13 protein-coding genes are annotated in these 17,596 nt (G+C 72.6%); 7 read left to right on the plus strand and 6 right to left on the minus strand.

Translation table 11 applies throughout. From position 1 onward, the window contains the following. The first annotated feature begins 61 nt into the window (after positions 1-61). The 4 genes from I6G21_RS05850 to I6G21_RS05865 all read left to right on the plus strand — a co-directional run bounded on the left by I6G21_RS05850 (position 62) and on the right by I6G21_RS05865 (position 6,355). Positions 62-1,207, plus strand: a complete 1,146-nt coding sequence (locus I6G21_RS05850) for an FUSC family protein (protein ID WP_129357920.1) — start codon at positions 62-64, stop codon at positions 1,205-1,207. Further along, a complete protein-coding gene (locus tag I6G21_RS05855) occupies positions 1,192-3,507 on the plus strand; it encodes an ABC transporter permease (RefSeq protein ID WP_129357919.1) in 2,316 nt (771 codons plus the stop codon). Before I6G21_RS05850 ends, I6G21_RS05855 begins: the two co-directional genes overlap by 16 nt. 86 nt (positions 3,508-3,593) lie before the next feature. Further along, entirely contained in the window at positions 3,594-4,133 is a 540-nt protein-coding gene (locus tag I6G21_RS05860; protein ID WP_232238413.1) for a MarR family winged helix-turn-helix transcriptional regulator, read from the plus strand. Next, positions 4,130-6,355, plus strand: a complete 2,226-nt coding sequence (locus tag I6G21_RS05865; protein WP_232238414.1) for an MMPL family transporter — start codon at positions 4,130-4,132, stop codon at positions 6,353-6,355. Before I6G21_RS05860 ends, I6G21_RS05865 begins: the two co-directional genes overlap by 4 nt. Before the next feature lie 35 nt (positions 6,356-6,390). Here I6G21_RS05865 and I6G21_RS05870 read toward each other — a convergent pair whose 3' ends face one another. Both I6G21_RS05870 and tgt read right to left on the minus strand, forming a co-directional pair. After that, positions 6,391-6,894 (minus strand): SRPBCC family protein, encoded by a 504-nt coding sequence (locus I6G21_RS05870; protein ID WP_064725439.1) that lies wholly within the window; start codon positions 6,892-6,894, stop codon positions 6,391-6,393. Next, a complete protein-coding gene (gene tgt / locus I6G21_RS05875) occupies positions 6,891-8,213 on the minus strand; it encodes a tRNA guanosine(34) transglycosylase Tgt (RefSeq protein ID WP_081047939.1) in 1,323 nt (440 codons plus the stop codon). Before tgt ends, I6G21_RS05870 begins: the two co-directional genes overlap by 4 nt. 297 nt (positions 8,214-8,510) lie before the next feature. Between tgt and I6G21_RS05880 the strand changes: the two genes are divergently transcribed. Together I6G21_RS05880 and I6G21_RS05885 are read left to right on the plus strand one after the other, a co-directional pair. Further along, positions 8,511-9,233, plus strand: a complete 723-nt coding sequence (locus I6G21_RS05880; RefSeq protein WP_129357918.1) for a helix-turn-helix domain-containing protein — start codon at positions 8,511-8,513, stop codon at positions 9,231-9,233. Beyond that, positions 9,230-9,949, plus strand: coding sequence for a hypothetical protein (locus tag I6G21_RS05885; protein ID WP_129357917.1), 720 nt, complete (start codon positions 9,230-9,232; stop codon positions 9,947-9,949). Before I6G21_RS05880 ends, I6G21_RS05885 begins: the two co-directional genes overlap by 4 nt. Positions 9,950-10,028: 79 nt before the next feature. Here the strand turns inward: I6G21_RS05885 and I6G21_RS05890 are convergent, their stop codons facing one another. The 4 genes from I6G21_RS05890 to I6G21_RS05905 form a co-directional block, all read right to left on the minus strand. Continuing rightward, complete coding sequence (locus I6G21_RS05890) at positions 10,029-10,574, minus strand: NUDIX hydrolase family protein (RefSeq protein ID WP_100463823.1); 546 nt, start codon at positions 10,572-10,574, stop codon at positions 10,029-10,031. Positions 10,575-10,741: 167 nt separating this feature from the next. Further along, complete coding sequence (locus I6G21_RS05895) at positions 10,742-12,094, minus strand: glycoside hydrolase family 76 protein (RefSeq protein ID WP_232238415.1); 1,353 nt, start codon at positions 12,092-12,094, stop codon at positions 10,742-10,744. Between the two features lie 11 nt (positions 12,095-12,105). Beyond that, positions 12,106-13,092 (minus strand): pseudouridine synthase, encoded by a 987-nt coding sequence (locus I6G21_RS05900; protein WP_061225412.1) that lies wholly within the window; start codon positions 13,090-13,092, stop codon positions 12,106-12,108. After that, positions 13,092-14,159 carry a hypothetical protein gene (locus tag I6G21_RS05905; RefSeq protein WP_129357916.1) on the minus strand — a complete coding sequence of 356 codons (1,068 nt, stop codon included), beginning with the start codon at positions 14,157-14,159 and terminating at the stop codon, positions 13,092-13,094. Before I6G21_RS05905 ends, I6G21_RS05900 begins: the two co-directional genes overlap by 1 nt. 251 nt (positions 14,160-14,410) lie before the next feature. On the opposite strand from I6G21_RS05905, the gene I6G21_RS05910 reads away from it, so the two are divergent. After that, positions 14,411-17,575, plus strand: a complete 3,165-nt coding sequence (locus tag I6G21_RS05910; protein ID WP_129357915.1) for a DUF3427 domain-containing protein — start codon at positions 14,411-14,413, stop codon at positions 17,573-17,575. Positions 17,576-17,596: the final 21 nt, after the last annotated feature.

Below are 17,596 nucleotides of genomic sequence, written 5' to 3' on the forward strand. Positions count from 1 at the left end.
GTCGGGCCCTAGGATGGGAGGGTCTCCGCCGCCGTGCCTCACCCAGGAGCTCCCGCCGCCCGTGCCCACCGGTCCCCTGCATCAGCTCGTCCGCTTCGCCCCGCCCACGCAGGACCACGTTCCCGCCGTGCGCATCGCGCTGACCGTGGGTCTGCCGCAGCTGCTGCTGCTCGCCCTGGGGCGGCTGGACCTGAGCATCTACGCGGCCTTCGGGGCCTTCACCGCGATCTACGGGCGCCAGGAGGCCCCGCGGCTGCGCCTGCGCCACCAGTGCCAGGCGGCGCTGATGCTGCTGGTGTGCATCGCGCTGGGGCTGGGGCTGTCCCGGGCGCACGCGGACCCCTGGCTGGTGGTCGCGGTGTGCGGGCTGGTCGCCGGCGGCGGGGCCGTGCTCACCGCCGTGCTGCGTCTGCGCCCGGCCGGCTCGACCTTCCTGATCTTCGCCGCCGGAGCCATCGGCTCCATCCCGCACCCCGCCTCCTGGTCGCAGGGCCTGGGCACCGCCGGGGCGACGGCCGCGTGGTCCGTGCTCGCGGGTCTGGCCGGCGCCCTGCTGGGGGAGGGGCGACGCGGCCACGTGGCCCCGCCGCCGGGCCCGCACGGGATGGACCGGCGCCGCGCCGTGCGCTACGGCCTGATGTTCTTCCTCGCTCCGCTCATCGCCGGGCTGCTGGGCCAGGCCTCGGGGCTGTCCCACTCCTACTGGGCGATGGTCGCCGCGGCCGCGGCCATCGCCGGGCCCAACTCCCGGGCCCGGCTGCACCGGGGCATGCAGCGCGTCATCGGGACCCTCGGCGGAGTGCTGATCACCGCCTTCGTGCTCTCCCAGCACCCCCAACCCTGGCACCTGGTCGTGTGGGTCATCATCTTCCAGTTCCTCACCGAGACGTACGTGCTGCGCAACTACGCCTTCGCGACCCTGTTCATCACGCCGCTGGCCCTGCTCATGCTGCAGCTCGGGCACCCTTCCTCGGTGGGCACGGTGCTCACCGCGCGCCTGGCGGAGACCGCGATCGGCGGGGCCGTGGCCATCGCGCTGGTGCTGCTGACCCGCACCCGCGAGGAGCGCCGCGCGGGTGCCCACACGAGGACCCCAGCGGGGGCGGAGCGGAGCCGCGGCGGGGCCCATCGCCCCGAGACCGCCCCCGATGCCGCGCCCGGCGTCCCGACCCGAACCCCGGAGGAGCCCCGATGGCCGCGCGACTGAGCACCGGAACTCTCAAGCGCCAAGCCGGGAGGATCCTGAAGTTCTCCATCGTCCTGCCGCTGTTCATGACGGTGATGTTCCCGCTGATCTACGGGTTCAGCATGCACGCCCCGACCCCGCACCATCTGAAGGTCGCCGTCGTCGCCCAGGACGCGAGCGCCGAGCACCTGGTGGACCGGTTGGACGCCGCGGCCGGGGACTCCTACGACGTCTCCGCGGTGGACTCCGCCGAGGAGGCCAAGCGCCAGATCGAGGCCCTGCAGGTCCGGGCCGCCTGGGACCCGCAGACCAACACGGAGTACGTCGCGAGCATGGGCTCCACCTCCGCGACGCAGTTCGCCGAGTCCTACATCGCGAAGATCGCCCCGAAGGTCCTGGTGGAGCTGGGGAAGGCGGAATCCGCGGAGCAGGCGCCGGCGCCCACCGTGCAGGACCTCGTGCCCCCGCCGGGCGGCGACGGGCTGGGGCTGTCCCTGCTGTTCATGGGGCTGCCGGTGATGATGGCCGGGTTCATGACCGCCACGGGTCTGCGCTCCAACCTGGCGCAGCTCTCCGCACGGGTGGCGATCTCGATCATGGCCGTGCTGGCGCTGGCCTACGCGACGCTGGCGACCTTCGTGGGGTACAGCGTCTACGCGGCATTCCAGGTGCATGCCCTGCCGATCTTCCTGCTGATGGCCTTCGCCTCCTTCATCGTGATGCTGTTCCACACCGGCGGCATGCGGGTGATCGGGCTGTACATGGCCCTGCCCACGATCTTCCTGCTGGTGCTGCTGGGGGTGCCCTCCTCCGGGGCGGGCATGGCCACGGAGCTGGTCCCGCCGGTGGTCGCCGCTCTGCACCCGTGGCTGCCGACCCCGGCGCTGCTGGATGCCCTGCGCAAGCTGCTGTACTTCCCCACGGCCTCCCTGGCCGGCAACGTGATCACCCTGCTGCTGTGGTTCTTCCTGGCCCTGGCGCTGCTCGGGGCCTCCTTCCTGCGCCGTCCCCGTCCCACGGATGCCGACGCCGTGCCGGCGGAGAAGGACGAGCAGGAAGCGGTCGCAGACACTCCGGGCACCCGCGCCGAGGGACGGGCCAGGGAGCAGCTGCGCGCGGCCGTGGCCTCCACCCGCGGCTTCCGCGGATTCTTCGGCAGCCGCCGGGTGGTCTCGGACGAGCAGATGCAGAATCGGCGGGGTCTGCACGCCGCGATCCGCCTGCCGATGTTCTTCGCGATCGCGATGCCGCTGATGTATCTGGGGCTGGTCCACCACCCCGCACCCAACGGGATGGTCCTGGATGTGGTGGCCGACGGCGCTCAGGGCACCAGCATCGCGAAGACCCTCGAGCAGCTGCCCGCCTACGAGGTGCACCGGGTGGATTCCGCCGAGCAGGCCCGGCAGGACATGCTGCACGGGCGGGCCCGCGGGGCCTTCGTGCCCGCTGCCGATGCCGCGGAGGTGCCGGGGGCCGAGGCCGGAAAGGGCCCGGTGGTGCTGGTGGCCTCGGGGACGGGGATCCAGGCGGAGTCGGCGGTGACCACGGTGTTCGCGGCCGTGTCCGGGGAGGTCTCCCCGCAGACCGTGGATCTGGCCCCGACCCACGCCAACGACCGCTTCGGGATGTCGATGATGTACCTGGGTCTGGGCGGGATCGTCGGGTCCAACATCGCCGGCATGATGATCGGCCTGGTGGGACGGGGATGGAGCTGGTACCGCCGACTGGCGTGGGTGCTGGGGGTGGCCGCGGCGAACACGGGCCTGCAGTACCTGATCTCCGTGCACGTGGTGCGCTTCCTGCCCGCGGACGTGGACTGGACGGTGTGGCCGATCCTGTTCCTGATGTCCGTGAGCATCCAGATCTTCGCCGTCGGCGGGGCGCTGCTGATCCGCAACGACGTGATGATCTGGCTGATCGGCGTGTTCATCATGTGCGGGGTGCCGGCCTCGGGTCTGCTACTGCCGCTGGACATGGCCCCGGATCGGTACCAGATCCTGCACCACCTGGTGCCCTCAGCCGTGGCTCTCGGGGCCATCCGCTCCCGGGTGTACCTGCCGGAGGCGCCCGTGGGTTCGGCGGTGCTCACGGAGCTGATCTGGCTGGCCGCGGCCCTGCTGGTCTACCTGTGGGGGTGCCTGCACGTGCGCCGGCTGCGGCGTCGGGATGAGGCCGCCGCGGCCCGGGAGGCCCACCAGTTCGACGACGCCGAGGCCGGGGAGTTCGAGGGTGCGGTGCTCTCCGGGTCCCCGGGGCCGCAGACCCGGCAGCTGCAGGTGGTGCGCGCCGCGGCCAAGGAGGCCGCCCGCTCCCGGTCCTGAGTCTGGCCGGATCCGCGGTGGCGGAGACCGGAGCCACCCCCTAGACTGCTAGATAATCTAGTTAGATTTTCGAGGGGTGATGGTGGGTGAGACAGCCCGACGGCGCCGTCCTGCGGGTCCTGCAGCAGCTGCAGGTGCTGGGCCAGACCCTGGACCACGCCCACGCCGAGCTCAAGGACGGCATGGGACTCAACGCCACCGACCTGGCGACCCTGCGCCTTCTCATCGTGCGGGACCAGCGCGGCCGACTGACGACCCCCAAGGAGGTCGCCGCGCACCTGGAGATCACCACGGCCTCCGCCACCGCCCTGATCGACCGGCTCGTCGCGGCCGGGCACCTGCGCCGGGAGCCGCACCCGCGGGATCGACGCTCCCGCGTGCTGGTGCTCACCGAGCACGCCCGGCGGGAGTTCTTCGCGCACTTCTCCGGGCACCTGGCCGCGATGCGCACCGTCGCCGAGCGCTTCGACCACACCCAGCTGGGCACCATCGACGCCTTCCTGACCGGGCTGAACACCGCCCTGGGCGGCCCGGAGGCGGCGGAGCCTCCCGCCCGCCCCGGCCAGCCCCCGGGTGCCGCCGACGACGCCGAGCACCCCCGCACCGACCCCGAGGAGACCCCGTGAACGCCCAGCACAGCACCCCACGCGCCGACCACCACGTCGAGCCCCACAGCGACCGCGACCGGCACCATCCCCAGCACCTGGATCCGCAGGCCCGCCCGGGCCGACGCTGGCTGCGCATCCTGCTGCCGGCCCTGCTGATCCTCGCCTGGCTGGCGGTAACCGGCATCGGCGGGCCCTACTTCGGGAAGATCTCCGAGGTGACCTCGGAATCGGCCACGGACCGGCTGCCCGCCAGCGCCCAGTCCACCGAGGTGGCCCAGCGCCTGGCCGACTTCAAGGAATCCGACGCGATCCCGGCGATCGTCGTGCTGGAGAACCCGGACGGGATCACCGAGCAGGACACCGCCTGGGCCCAGCAGCTGGCGAAGGACCCGGGCCGCGAGGTGCCCCTGGACGGGGCGGCCTCCCCGGCGATCCCCGCCGAGGACGGCAAGGCCCTGCAGATCGTGCTGCCCCTGGATTCCGGGGCGCAGCCCGACGACGCCGTGACCGCCCTGCGGGAGCGGCTGAACGAGGCCCCCGAGGGCCTGCGCGGGTGGGTCACGGGCCCGGCCGGGTTCACCGCGGATCTGGCCGAGGCCTTCTCCGGGATCGACGGCATCCTGCTGGCGGTGGCCCTGGTCGTGGTGTTCGTGATCCTGCTGGCGGTCTACCGCTCGCCCCTGCTGCCGATCCTGGTGCTGCTGACCTCCCTGGCCGCCCTGTCCGCCTCCATCCTGGTGATCTGGCACCTGGCCGACGCCGCGTGGCTGAGCATCAACGGGCAGATCCAGGGCATCCTGTTCATCCTCGTCATCGGCGCGGCCACGGACTACTCCCTGCTGTTCGTGGCCCGCTACCGCGAAGCCCTGCAGACCCACCGCACGGTGCCCGCGGCGATGCGCACGGCCTGGCGGGGCACCATCGAGCCGGTGGCCGCCTCCGGCGGCACCGTCATCGCCGGGCTGCTGTGCCTGATGTTCTCCTCCCTGAAGACCAACGCCGCCCTCGGCCCGGTGGCCGCCACCGGCATCGTCTTCGCGATGCTCGCGGCCCTGACCCTCCTGCCGGCGCTGCTGCTGATCTTCGGCCGTGTGGCCTTCTGGCCCGCCCGTCCGCGCTTCCGAGGCGAGGACTTCACGCCCCCGGCCCGGCTGTGGGGCGGCATCGCGCGGCGGGTGGGGCGCCGAGCCCGCCCGATCTGGCTGGTCAGCGCCGCAGCCCTCGTGATCATGGCGGCCTTCGCCCTGCAGTTCCGGGCCTCCGGGGTCCCGCAGTCGGAGCTGATCCTCGGCCACTCCGACGCCCGGGACGGCCAGCAGGTCCAGGCCGAGCACTTCCCCGGCGGCTCCGGGACCCCGGCGCAGGTGGTCGTCGCGGCCGACGCCGAGCAGCAGGCCGGGCAGATCCTGCGGGAGACCGACGGCGTGGATTCGGTCAGCGTGGTCGCCGCGGATTCCCCCACCGGCACGGTGCCGCTGGATCAGCAGCAGCGCTCCGCCCCGCCCTACGACGGGGCGCAGCCCACCGTGGCCGAGGGGGACGTGATGCTGGAGGTGACCCTGGCCGACGCCCCGGATTCGGCGGCCGCGGAGGACACGGTGCAGCGGATGCGGGACCGGATCACCGCCGCGGATGCGCACGCCCTGGTGGGCGGGACCACCGCCCAGGACCTGGACACCCTAGAGGCGGCCAGCGCGGACCGGGCGCTGATCATCCCGATCATCCTCGCGGTGATCACCGTGATCCTCATGCTCCTGCTGCGCTCGATCCTCGCCCCGCTGCTGCTGGTGGCCACTACCGTGGTCAGCTACCTCGCGGCCCTGGGGGTGGGCGCCCTGGTGTTCCACCACCTGCTGGGCTTCTCGAACGCCGACCCCACGGTGCCGCTGTACGCCTTCGTGTTCCTCGTGGCCCTGGGCATCGACTACAACATCTTCCTGATGACCCGGGTGCGGGAGGAGTCCCTGAGCGCGGGCACCCGCGAGGGGGTGCTGCGGGGATTGCGCCTGACCGGCGGGGTGATCACCGCGGCCGGCGTCGTGCTGGCGGCGACCTTCGCGGCCCTGGCCGTGATCCCGCTGATGTTCCTGGCGCAGCTGGCCTTCCTCGTGGCCTTCGGCGTGCTGCTGGACACGACCCTGGTGCGGGCCCTGCTGGTCCCGGCCCTGGTGCACGACATCGGCGACGCCGTGTGGTGGCCCTCGAAGCTGCGCCACGGCCCGCTCCGCTCCCGGGACTGACCCGGTGCGGGGACTGACCCGGTGCGGGGCGGGCCTCAGCCGCGGGGGCGGGCGGTCTCGGCCTGCACCGTGTGGGCCAGGCGCCGCAGGGAGGAGCGCCACGCGGCGGCCACCCCGGGGTGCACCTCCGGGGGCAGGGGCCCCTGGCTGAGCACCACCCGGGTGCCCGGGGCGCCGTCGACCTCCCGCTCCAGGAACTCGATGCGGTGCAGCACCTGCGCGTCGCTGGCCTGCCCGTCCGGGCCGGGCAGGGACTCCCGGTGCTCCAGCAGCTGCTCCGGGACCACCGAGACGAACGTGGAGTACAGGGGCACCGCCTGGCCGGGGTTCTCGTGGTGGACCATCGCCAGACGCAGGATCCCGCCGGGGCGGGCGTCCAGGGAGATGGTGTGCACCGGGACGATCCAGCCCTCGGGGCCGTACCAGGCGGCCAGGCGCAGCGGATCCAGGAACGCCGCGTAGACCTCCCGGCGCGGGGCCCGCACATCCTGGGAGACGGAGACGATCTGGCGGGCCGGGACCGTGGCGAGGATGCTCATGCGCGCCCCTTCCCGGCCGACGCCGCGTCATCGGATGGTGCCGCGCCCGACGCCGGTCCCGGCGTCGTGCGCGCGGCGTAGTACCGGCCCAGGAACTCGTCCCGGTAGGCGAAGTAGTCCCCCGAGGCGATGGTCTGCCGCGCGGTGTCGACCATCCGCACGATGAACCGCTCGTTGTGGATCGACGCCAGGGTCGCGGCCAGGCGCTCCTTGGCCTTGAACAGGTGGTGCAGGTACGCCCGGGTGTAGTGGGTGCAGGTGTAGCAGTCGCAGCCGTCCACGATCGGGGAGAAGTCCGTCTTGAACCGGGCGTTGCTGACGTTGAAGCGCCCATCCGGGGAGTACACCGCGGAGGTGCGGGCCACCCGGGTGGGGGAGACGCAGTCGAAGGTGTCCGCCCCGTTCTCGATGGCCACGAAGATGTCATCCGGCTCGGAGATGCCCAACAGGTGCCGAGGCTTGGCCTCCGGCAGCTCCTCCGAGCACCACCGCACGATCGTGCCGAGGTTCTCCTTCTCCAGGGCCCCGCCCAGCCCGAAGCCGTTGAAGCCCATCGCGCCCAGGTCCCGGCAGGCCTTCCGGCGCAGGTCCTCGTACTGAGCGCCCTGGATCACCCCGAACAGCGCCTGATAGGGCTTCCCGGCCCGCTGCTCGGTGAGCCGCCGGTGCTCGGCCACGCAGCGCAGCGCCCAGAGGCGGGTCCGCTCCAGTGCCAGCTCCTGGTACCCCCGGGAGTTGTAGAGGGTGGTCAGCTCGTCGAAGGCGAACATGATGTCCGCGCCCAGCTGATGCTGCACCCGCATCGAGACCTCCGGGGTGAAGCGGTGCCGGTCCCCGTTCAGATGCGAGCGGAAGGTCACCCCGTCGTCGTCCACGTAGGCCATGCGCTCCTTGCCCGCGGCGACGTCGTCATCGCCCACCGGGCGCCCATCCGCGCCGACGGCGCCGGTCACGGTGCCCATGTCGATGACCTTCTTGAACCCCGAGCCCAGGGACATCACCTGGAAGCCACCGGAATCGGTGAAGGTGGGGCCGGGCCAGTTCATGAACGCGCCCAGCCCGCCCGCGGCGTCCAGGACCTCCGGGCCCGGCTGCAGGTACAGGTGGTAGGCGTTGGCCAGCAGCGCCTGCGCCCCCAGCTCGGCCATGGACTCCGGCAGCACCGCCTTGACGGTGGCCTGCGTGCCCACGGGGATGAACGCGGGGGTCGCGATGGACCCGTGCGGGGTGGTGATCACCCCGGTGCGTCCCAGGAACTGCCCGCCGTCGTTGCGCTCGCGGGCGCTGCGGGTGCCCCGGGCGTCGTCGGTCTCGGCCAGGCGGGCGCCGACGGCGAAGCCGAAGGCGGCGGTTCCGGACGGCGGGTCGGTGTTCTCTGCGGGTTCGGCGCCGGGGCGGGTGGCGGCGACGCCGGGGGCGGGACGCTGGGGGCTCTCTGCGGTCGGCACCCGTCCATCCTACGGGGTGGGGTGTCCGGCGCTGCGGGTCCGGGGGGCGCGGGCCAAGGGCGGGGTGCCGGGGGTCTTTCCTCCGACCCCGCATTGCACTAGGGTTCCGGATACGCAGGATTGCACAAGGGTTCCGTCAACAGGGGTTCCGGAAGGGGGTGGAACGCGATGACCCAGCGGGCGCAGACGGTGCAGCCTCGGCGCGGCGCGGGGGCCCGGGCAGGGGAGGCTGACCGGGAGACCCTCAGCGTGCGGGAGGCCGCCGAGCACCTGGGCGTGAGTGAGCGCCGGGTGCGGGCGCTGATCGCCGAAGGGCGGCTGGCCGCGCAGAAGCTCGGCGGCCGGTGGGCGGTGGATCAACGCGGCATCGGGAGGAGGGTGCAAGCGCGACCCGCCGCGGTGCGCCCGCTGTCGGCGCGCTCGGCCGCGGTGCTGGAGCGTCGGCTGCAGGCCCTGCTGGAGCAGGACGAGGACGTGGATTGGCGGGAGGGCGTTTCCGCGGTCGAGGCCCATCGCACCGAGCGGCGCCTGCGCCGCCTGCTCGAGGCGGAGCAGCCGTCGCCGCTGCTGCGCGCCTGGGTGGCCCATCAGTTCGCGCCGGTGGACATCTTCTGGGCTCCGCTGGAGGTGCTGGATCGAGCAGACCTTCCGCTGAGCGGCACGAGCCTGCCGGAGGCGGGGCTGGCCAGGGATGGCACCGTGGAGGTGCAGTGGTCGGATCCCATCCCGGTCCAGTGGCGCCGGGAGCCGGATGGAGAGCACCCCGTGCGCATGGAGGTCCACCGGCGTGCGCGGCTGGCCGGTCGCGCCACCGCCCTGATGAGCCTCGCCTGCCACGCCGGTCCGCGGGAGGACGCCGCGCTCGCCCGCCTGCTGAGGGAGTGGGGATGACGGCCCCGCGCGTCCTGGCGCCGCCGCTGATGCCTTCGGCGCGCAGCGGCTGGTCGACGCTGTTCGAGGTGCGCCGGAGACTCGGCCGCGGGTGGACGGTCATCGGCGGGCAGATGGCGCAGCTGCACAGCTGGGAGCGGGGACGCGGAGATCCCCGCCCCACCACGGACCTGGACGCGGGGTTGGGGTACCGGGAGGTGCCCGGCATCGGCGTTGTCCTCACCGGCCTGCTCCGGGACCTCGGATATCGGGCCGGCACCATCAGCCCGGACGGACCACAGGTTCGGTGGGTCCGGGAGGGCTCGGAGATCGACGTGCTGATCCCCCGTGGTTCGGGCAGACCCCGCTATGACGTGGGGGGCAGGCGGCTGATGGAGAGCCACGGCATCCAGCAGGCCCTTGACCGCACCGAGGAGATCGAGCTTGTGCTGCACACGGGGGAGTCCGGCCTGCTGCCGCGTCCGCGCCTGTTCGGCAGCCTCATCGCCAAGTGCGCGGCGCTGTCCAACACCGCGGACACCCCGGACCGGCACCTGTACGACATCGGCGTCATGGCCGAGATGCTGGAACCGGGGGATCTCGCCCGGGAGAACATCACCCGACGGGACCGCGTGCACCTCGGGCGTGCCCTGGACCGCTGGGAGCAGGGCCGCGGCGCGTGGCGGGATCTCTACCCGCGGGCCCTGCCCGCGCTGGAGCAGGTCCTGAACTCCTAGCAGCAGGGGCGATGCCAAGGCGGCGTTCCGCCCCGGGTGTCCGGGCGTCCCCGGTGCCTGCAGCGCGCGCTGCGCAGGATCAGCACCGACCCCAGCCCATGTGCGCCAGGGCCCGGTGCACCAGGTCCCCGCCGCCGCCCTCGAACTCGGCCTGCACCTGCGCGTCCATCGCCTCCTCGGGCGTGAACCAGGTCAGCTGCAGCGCGTCCTGCCGGGGCTCGCAGTCGCCCTGCACCGGGATCACGTAGCACAGGGCCACGCTGTGCTGGCGCTCATCGGTCAGCCCGGACTGCGAGGGGCTCGGGAAGTACTCCGCGACCGTGAACGGGGTCAGGGAGGCCGGCAGCTGCGGCATCGCCAGCGGCCCCAGGTCCTTCTCCAGGTGGCGCAGCAGGGCCGCGCGGATCGTCTCCCGGTAGTGCACCCGCCCGGAGACGAAGGAGCGCACCATCTCCCCGTCCTCGTTGGGCCGCAGCAGCAGCCCGACCTCCACGACGTTGCCCAGGGGGTCCAGGATCACCGGGATCGCCTGGACGTAGACCATCGGCAGCTTCCGACGGGCGGCGGCCAGCTCCTCCTCGGTCAGCCAGCCGGGGACGGGATCCGGGGTGCGCACAGTGCTCATGCCTCGGTTCTATCGCACCGGGAGGGCCCGAGCCACTCCCGCGGGTCCCCCACCGGGAGGTTCGGCTACCCGCTGAACGCGCCGGGAACCCAGCGCTCGAGCGCCGACCCACCCCGGCCCCAGCCCAGCCGGGTCCCGACGCAGCGCGGTCCAGCTCAGCCGGGATCTCAGCTCAGCCGGGCGGCGGCCTCCAGGATCGTCCAGGCCTGCACCTGCGAGGACAGCTGCACGGGAGCCCCGGCGGGCAGGGTCTGCGACGTCGGCCGGGAGGCGTCCGGGGAGAACACGGCCACCGGCGTGCCCCGCACCTCGGTCACATCCACCCCGTCCTCGTTCAGCGGCAGGTCCGGGTCGAACTCCCGGCGCCCGGCCCACAGCAGCTCCGCGGTGGCCAGCACCAGATCCCGGGCGGTGGCCCGCGCGGTGGAGGCCAACCGGGTGTCCCGGGCCGCCTGGGTGAGGTACCGGCCGAGGATCCCCGCGAACAGCCCCGCATCCCCGGAGCCCCGCGTGTTGAGGATCCGCACCGGGGTGCCCTCCACCTCGAGGCTCGTGGTCATCTTCTCCGCGATCAGACCGATCAGCTCCTCCGCGTGCTCCAGGTCCGCCCCCGGGGTCTCCAGCAGGGCGCCGAGCACCGTGCCCTGGTTGTAGGAGTACAGGTTGCGCTCCACCCGGTGCTCCACGGTGCCGTCCTGCTGCGCCACCAGCTTGATGCCGTCCCAGTAGCCCTGGCCCTCGGCGAACAGCCGCTCGCGCAGCCAGTCCAGCAGCCGCTGGGAGGTCTGGGCCTGCCCCGCGTGGGCCAGGGCCAGGGCGATCGGCGCGGTGGCCGGGGTGTTCTTGAAGTCCAGCTTCTTGGACCAGAACGCGCCCCCGCCGGTCTCGGCCGTGATGGCCCGGCGCAGCTGCGGGTACAGCGTCCGGGCGGCGTCCTGGGCCGGGGCGCTGCCCTCGCCATCGACCTTCCGGCTCAGCGCATCCAGGCGTCGCACGGCCAGGGTCAGCCAGGCCATGTCGTCGAAGAACGAGTTCACGTAGGTGCCGCCGTTGTGCCAGCGGATGCCGCGCAGCAGCCGACGCCCCCGCTGCAGCCACTCGCGGGCCAGCTCGGAGCGGTGCTCGCGGTGCGCGCGCAGCCCGGCGTCGACGATCGCGTCCAGCAGGTGCGCCTGCCACCAGTAGTTCCAGCCCAGCACCTTCGTCTTCAGCTCCTTCGGCGCGGGCGCTGCGGGCTCGCCGATCAGGGTCCCGGGGACCCCCAGCAGGCGGTGGGTGAACAGCTCGAGGACGGAGTGCGCGGCAAGCTCCGCCCGCTGGGAGGCCTCCTCGCGGGCAGAGGCGACGGAGCGCTCGCGGTGCCGGGCCGAGCGCGGGCCCTCCGACGCCGCTGATTCCCCGTCGGCTGCGGGGCCCCTGTGGGGTGCCGGTTCCCTGCCGGTCGCAGTGCGCGCGGCCCGGTCCTGCGGGGCGCCGGCGCTTCGGTTCTGCGGCGCGCGGGGGTCGGAGTTCTCGGCCACGGCGGCCTCCTTCACGGGTCGGGTGCCTCCAGCCTACGGCGGGAGCGCAGGGTCAGGGGCGCGCCGGTCACCGGATGCCGCACCCGCAGCTGACGGGCCAGCAGTGCCAGCGGGACCTCCGGGGTTCCGGCGACGTCGGTCGGTGCGGGTCCGTAGAGGGGGTCGCCGAGGATCGGGCGCCCGAGCCCGGCCAGGTGCACCCGGATCTGGTGGGTGCGTCCGGTCAGCGGCCGCGCCTCGTAGAGCCCGAGGTCGCCGTCGCGGGCGGCGAGCAGGCGCACCTCCGTCACGGAGTTGGCGGCACCGGGAATGCTGAGCACCCGCAGGGAGCCCTCCGGCTTGACCAGCCGGGAGCGCACCCGCAGGGGCGGATCGGGGGCAGCCGGCATCGCCACCGGGTCCTCCGACATGCCCTCCGCCGGCTGGGGCCTGAGCGGAGCCAGCAGCTCGTAGACCTTCTGCGCCTCCCGGGCCTCGAACTGGCGCTGCAGGGGCCCGCGGGCCTCCCGGGTCTTGGCCAGCAGCAGCACCCCCGCGGTGAGCCGATCCAGCCGATGCACCGGGGAGATCAGCGCGGCCGCGGGGTCACCGTCGCGTTCCCCTTGGGCCCGCAGCAGGGTGACGACGGTCTGGCGCACGAAGCCGCCGCGTGGGGTCACGGCCAGCCCGTGGGGCTTGTCCACCGCCAGCACGTGCTCGTCCTCGTAGAGCACCGGCAGATCCGTGGGCACCGGAGGCTCGGAGGGCAGCGGACGGAAGACCCACACGTGCCCGCCGGGACGGTAGGAGGCGTCGGCGCCCAGGGGCTCGCCGTCGGGCCCGAAGACGGCCCCGCGGGCGAACAGAGCGGCGGTGTGCTCGACGTCGTGCGGCGGGAACCGGTGCGTGAGGTACGCGGCGACGGTGTCGTGGTGCTCATCGTTGGGCAGCCGGATGCGGGTGGGGGAGACGCCCGCTCGTGGTGGAACCGGGCAGACGGGACGGGATCGGCGGGCCATCACCGGGTACCGCGGGGCCGCAGCCCGGCGTCGTCCAGGGTGGCCCGCAGGATCCCGGGCAGGTCATAGTCGGTGTGCTTGACCTCCGGCAGCTCATGCCGGACGATCCCACGCCATCCGGCCCGGCGGTAGGCGCGGATCCCCTCGGCGGCTGCGGCCTGCGCGGACCACAGCGGTCCGGAGCTATCCGGGGAGCCGTCGGCCTGCCCGATCCACCAGTGCAGGGGCAGGTGGGCGGCGGCCTCGGGCGGAGGCTGCGGGGTGGCGCGGGTGCCGCCCCCGGCGACCATGATGGCCCCGCCGCGCAGCCAGGCCGGGGCCCGGTGGGCGAGCAGGTCGAAGGTCAGGAACTCGGCGCCCCCGGAGTAGCCCATGACCCAGGTGCGGGCGGGATCGACCGGGAGGCGACGTCGGGCCAGGCGCGCGGCGACCCGCAGCACCCGTCCGTTGGCCCGGGCCCGCACCCACCAGGTGAAGCCCTCCTTGGAGTAGCGGCGGTCCGGGGTGTCCACCGCGATCAGCACCAGGTTGCGGACGTTGGCGATGGCCCCCAGGCGCAGCATGGTCGCGCCGGTGGGCTGATGCACCCGGGATTGGGCGGGCACCCAGTAGTCCCCGTCCAGGTAGACGACGACGCCGACCGGCCGATCCCAGCGGATGCCCCGGGCGTACACGTGGTAGCGCAGGGTGCGGCCCAGCGGCAGCCGGAAGGCGCGGTGCAGATAAAGGCCGCGGGTGGGGCGGCGGGGATCGGCTGTGGTCTGCGGCGTGGGGATGCCCGCCGAGGCCTGCGGCGTGGCGATGCCCGTCGGGCCGGATGCCGGACTGCCCGACGGGCGGTCGCCTGACCCGCTGGAGGCCGGGGTGGCGCCGGTTGGATCGGCCGCGGATGCGTGATCGGCGGGGCTCGTGGGACCGGGTGCGGGCGCGGCGTTGGCCGGTGTGGGGCGCCGTCGGTCGATGTGCCGGGTCAGCGCGGCGCCGACGACGCGGGAGACCGCAGGGGCGAGGCGCTCGCGCAGGACGCGCGCCGTCTCCCGGTGGATGCGCCGCAGCTGGTGGTCCACGTCGGCCCCTTCCGCGCTCGCCGATTCCGGTCGGCATCAGCCTAGCCCGCCCCGTCGGCCCCGGCTCACGGGCGGGATGCGCACGGCTCGCGGACCGGATCGTGCGAGATGCACCGGATCATCCGGCCCACGATGCACGATCCGGTCCGCGCCCGCCGGCCACGGCACCCTCGTTTCCTGACACATGCGGATAGGCTGCGGGAAGATGCCGCCCGTCGATGCGGGAGCCACCTCCGAGGAAAGCGAGGACCATGACCGAGGCGACGCCGACCACCCCCGGCCCTCTGGGACGCATGGAACTGGCCGTGGGTCTGTACGAACGGCTGATCGATCGGGATCTCGACGCCGCTCTCACGGCCGCGCCCCACCTGATACCGGTCCGCGAGCGCATCGATCCCGCTGATCTGCCCCACATCCTGGCTCGTCACCTGGGACGTCAGATCAGCGATGCTCTGCAGCAGCTGCCGGCGGATCAGCGCCGCGAATTCGCCAATCGACTTCTGCGAGTCGTTCCCGATGACACCGGGGGCGCCCAGCTGCCGCCCGAGGCGCAGCTGCTGACCCAGGTCCTCGAGGAGGATGCGCAGCCGCTGCGTCGTCCCGCGACTCCGCTGTCCGACGTCGCCCTGCTCACCAACGCCCCGGCGGATCCTTCGCTGCACGCGGAGCTTCGCACGGAGATGCTGAGCTCCGATCGGGTGGATCTGCTGTGCGCCTTCATCAAGCGCAGCGGAACGCGTCTGCTGCGCGACGGGTTTGAGGACCTGCGACGGCGCGGGGTGCCGCTGCGGGTGCTGACCACTACGTACATCGGTGCGACGGATCGACGGGCCCTGGATGAGCTGGTGCGGGAGTACGGGGCGCAGGTGAAGATCAGCTACAACGCCCGGTCCACCCGGCTGCACGCGAAGGCATGGCTGTTCCACCGCGGAACGGGCTTCCACACCGGGTACGTGGGCAGCTCCAATCTCAGCCGCGATGCCCTGCTGGACGGACTGGAGTGGAATGTCCGCATCTCGCAGACCGCGACCCCGGCCCTGATGGAGAAGTTCTCGGCCACATTCGACACCTACTGGAATGACCCGGCCTTCGAGGACTATGACCCGGACCGGGACGGCGACCGCCTGGACGCGGAGCTGATGCTGGCCTCCGGTCGAGGAAGAGCCGACGGTGCGAGCCCGCGACTGTCCGGTTTGGAAGTCCGACCGTACGATTTCCAGCGGACCATGTTGGAGGAGCTGCGCAGCGAGAGGACGGTCCACGGCCGGCACCGCAATCTGCTGGTCGCTGCGACGGGGACGGGCAAGACCGTCATGGCCGCACTGGATTATCGGGAGCTGTCGGGTGAGGCCCGGCCTCGGCCCACGCTGCTGTTCCTCGCTCACCGGCGCGAGATCCTGGAGCAGGCGCTGAGCACGTACCGGGATGTTCTCGGCGAAGGCGCCTTCGGTGAGCTGATGGTGGATGGCCACCAACCGGTCTTCGGGGAGCACGTCTTCGCCTCGGTGCAGTCGATGGGCCGTCCGGAGCAGCTGCGGCGGTGGAACCCGGACCACTTCGACATCGTCGTGGTGGACGAGTTCCACCATGCGGAGGCCGCCACCTATCGGAGGATCCTCGATCATCTGACGCCCCGAGAGCTGCTGGGGCTCACCGCGACGCCGGAGCGCACCGATGGGGTGAACGTCGCGCAGGAGCACTTCGGCGGGCGCATCGCCAGCCAGATGCGGCTGTGGGATGCGCTGGAGCGGGACCTTCTGGTCCCCTTCCACTACTTCGGGATCTGGGATGACGTGGACCTGTCCCGTCTCTCCTTCCGGCGCGGCGAGTATGAGACCCGACAGCTGGCTTCGGTGCTGGATCACCATGATGCTCGCGCCCGGAAGGTCATCAACGCGGTCCGGGACCAGGTGACGGATCCGCGCAGGATGCGTGCGCTGGGTTTCTGCGTGTCGGTGGAGCACGCCCGCTTCATGGCCCAGTGCTTCCGCCGGGCCGGTCTGCCGGCTGTGGCGCTGTCCGGGACCTCTTCCACCTCCGAGCGCGACGACGGGTTGGCGGCTCTGCGCGCCGGGGAGATCACCTGCATCTTCGCGGTGGATCTGTTCAACGAGGGGCTGGACATCCCGGAGATCGACACGGTGCTGATGCTTCGCCCCACCCAGTCCGCGACGATCTTCCTGCAGCAGCTCGGGCGGGGGCTGCGTCGGGCGCCGGGCAAGTCGGTGCTCACGGTGCTGGATTTCGTGGGCCATCAATCGGCGCAGTTCCGCTTCGACCTGAAGCTGCGGGCGCTGACCGGGCTGTCCCGCAGCCGCCTCGTGGCAGGCATCGAGCAGGGCTTCCCGTTCCTGCCGTCCGGCAGCCAGATCATCCTGGATCGGGTGGCGCAGCAGGAGGTCCTGGCCAACGTCAGGTCGCAGCTGTCCCTGAGCACCCGCGAGCTCGTCGCCGATATCCGCCAGCACACCGATCAGACCGGTGCGGAGAGCTCCCTGCGGGCCTATCTGGAGGGATCGGGACGGACGCTGGCCGATATCTACGGCGCTTCCAGCCGCAGCATGCGCGGGGAGCAGCGACCCGCCTGCTGGTCTGCGCTGGAGGTGTGGGCTCGGCCGGATGACGCTCTCCCACCGCTGTCCGCAGAATACGATCTGCTCCGGAGGATCCGGGGGCTGACGCATGTGGATGACCCGGAGCGGATCCGCGCCTACAGACGCCTGCTGGACCCCGCTCTGGATCCCCGGGTGCGGGCGGAGGATCCCTTCGCGCCGATGCTGTACTTCTCCTTCTGGCCTCAGGGCGCCCCGGAGGGCATGACTGAGGCGCTGCAGCGGCTGGCTGGATCCGTCCACGTGAGGCGTGAGCTGCTCCAGCTGCTGGACGTGTGCGAGACCGAGACGCGCGCGCTGCCGGAGAGGCTCAACGGGCCGCTGGAGAGCAGTCCGCTGCGCAGCCATGCCCGATATTCGAGGGATGAGCTCGCCGCCGCGCTGGGATTGGGCACGCGGACGAAGGGGACCCCGGGGTCACTGGTCTCCGGAGTCCGATGGTTTCCCGAGGCGCGGGTGGACCTGCTGCTGGTGACCCTGCGCAAATCGGAGGCGCAGTTCTCCCCGAGCACCCTCTATAGGGACTATGCGGTGGATGAGTCGCTGTTCCACTGGGAGTCCCAGAGCTCCACCGCCGCGGGCAGTCCCACCGGACTCAGGTATCGGACGCATGAGCAGAGAGGGTCCCAGGTGCTGCTGTGCGTGCGGGAGGCCACCGCCGGGGATATCGGCACGGAGCCGTTCACCTGCCTGGGGACGGTGCGGTATCGGGAGCATCAGGGGGAGAAGCCCATGCGGATTCTGTGGGAGCTGGACCGTCCGATGCCCCCGGAGCTCTTGGCCCACGCCCGGGCCGTCGCCTGAGATGGGACGTGGACCGGATCG

This window comes from Rothia kristinae (assembly GCF_016028855.1).
Lineage (GTDB): Bacteria > Actinomycetota > Actinomycetes > Actinomycetales > Micrococcaceae > Rothia > Rothia kristinae.

Coding starts and splice junctions, on each gene's coding strand:
- I6G21_RS05885 (WP_129357917.1), top strand. CDS start 9,230: ATGACGGCCCCGCGCGTCCTGGCGCCGCCGCTGATGCCTTCGGCGCGC.
- I6G21_RS05890 (WP_100463823.1), bottom strand. CDS start 10,574: ATGAGCACTGTGCGCACCCCGGATCCCGTCCCCGGCTGGCTGACCGAG.
- I6G21_RS05880 (WP_129357918.1), top strand. CDS start 8,511: ATGACCCAGCGGGCGCAGACGGTGCAGCCTCGGCGCGGCGCGGGGGCC.
- I6G21_RS05910 (WP_129357915.1), top strand. CDS start 14,411: ATGACCGAGGCGACGCCGACCACCCCCGGCCCTCTGGGACGCATGGAA.
- I6G21_RS05870 (WP_064725439.1), bottom strand. CDS start 6,894: ATGAGCATCCTCGCCACGGTCCCGGCCCGCCAGATCGTCTCCGTCTCC.
- I6G21_RS05900 (WP_061225412.1), bottom strand. CDS start 13,092: ATGGCCCGCCGATCCCGTCCCGTCTGCCCGGTTCCACCACGAGCGGGC.
- I6G21_RS05855 (WP_129357919.1), top strand. CDS start 1,192: ATGGCCGCGCGACTGAGCACCGGAACTCTCAAGCGCCAAGCCGGGAGG.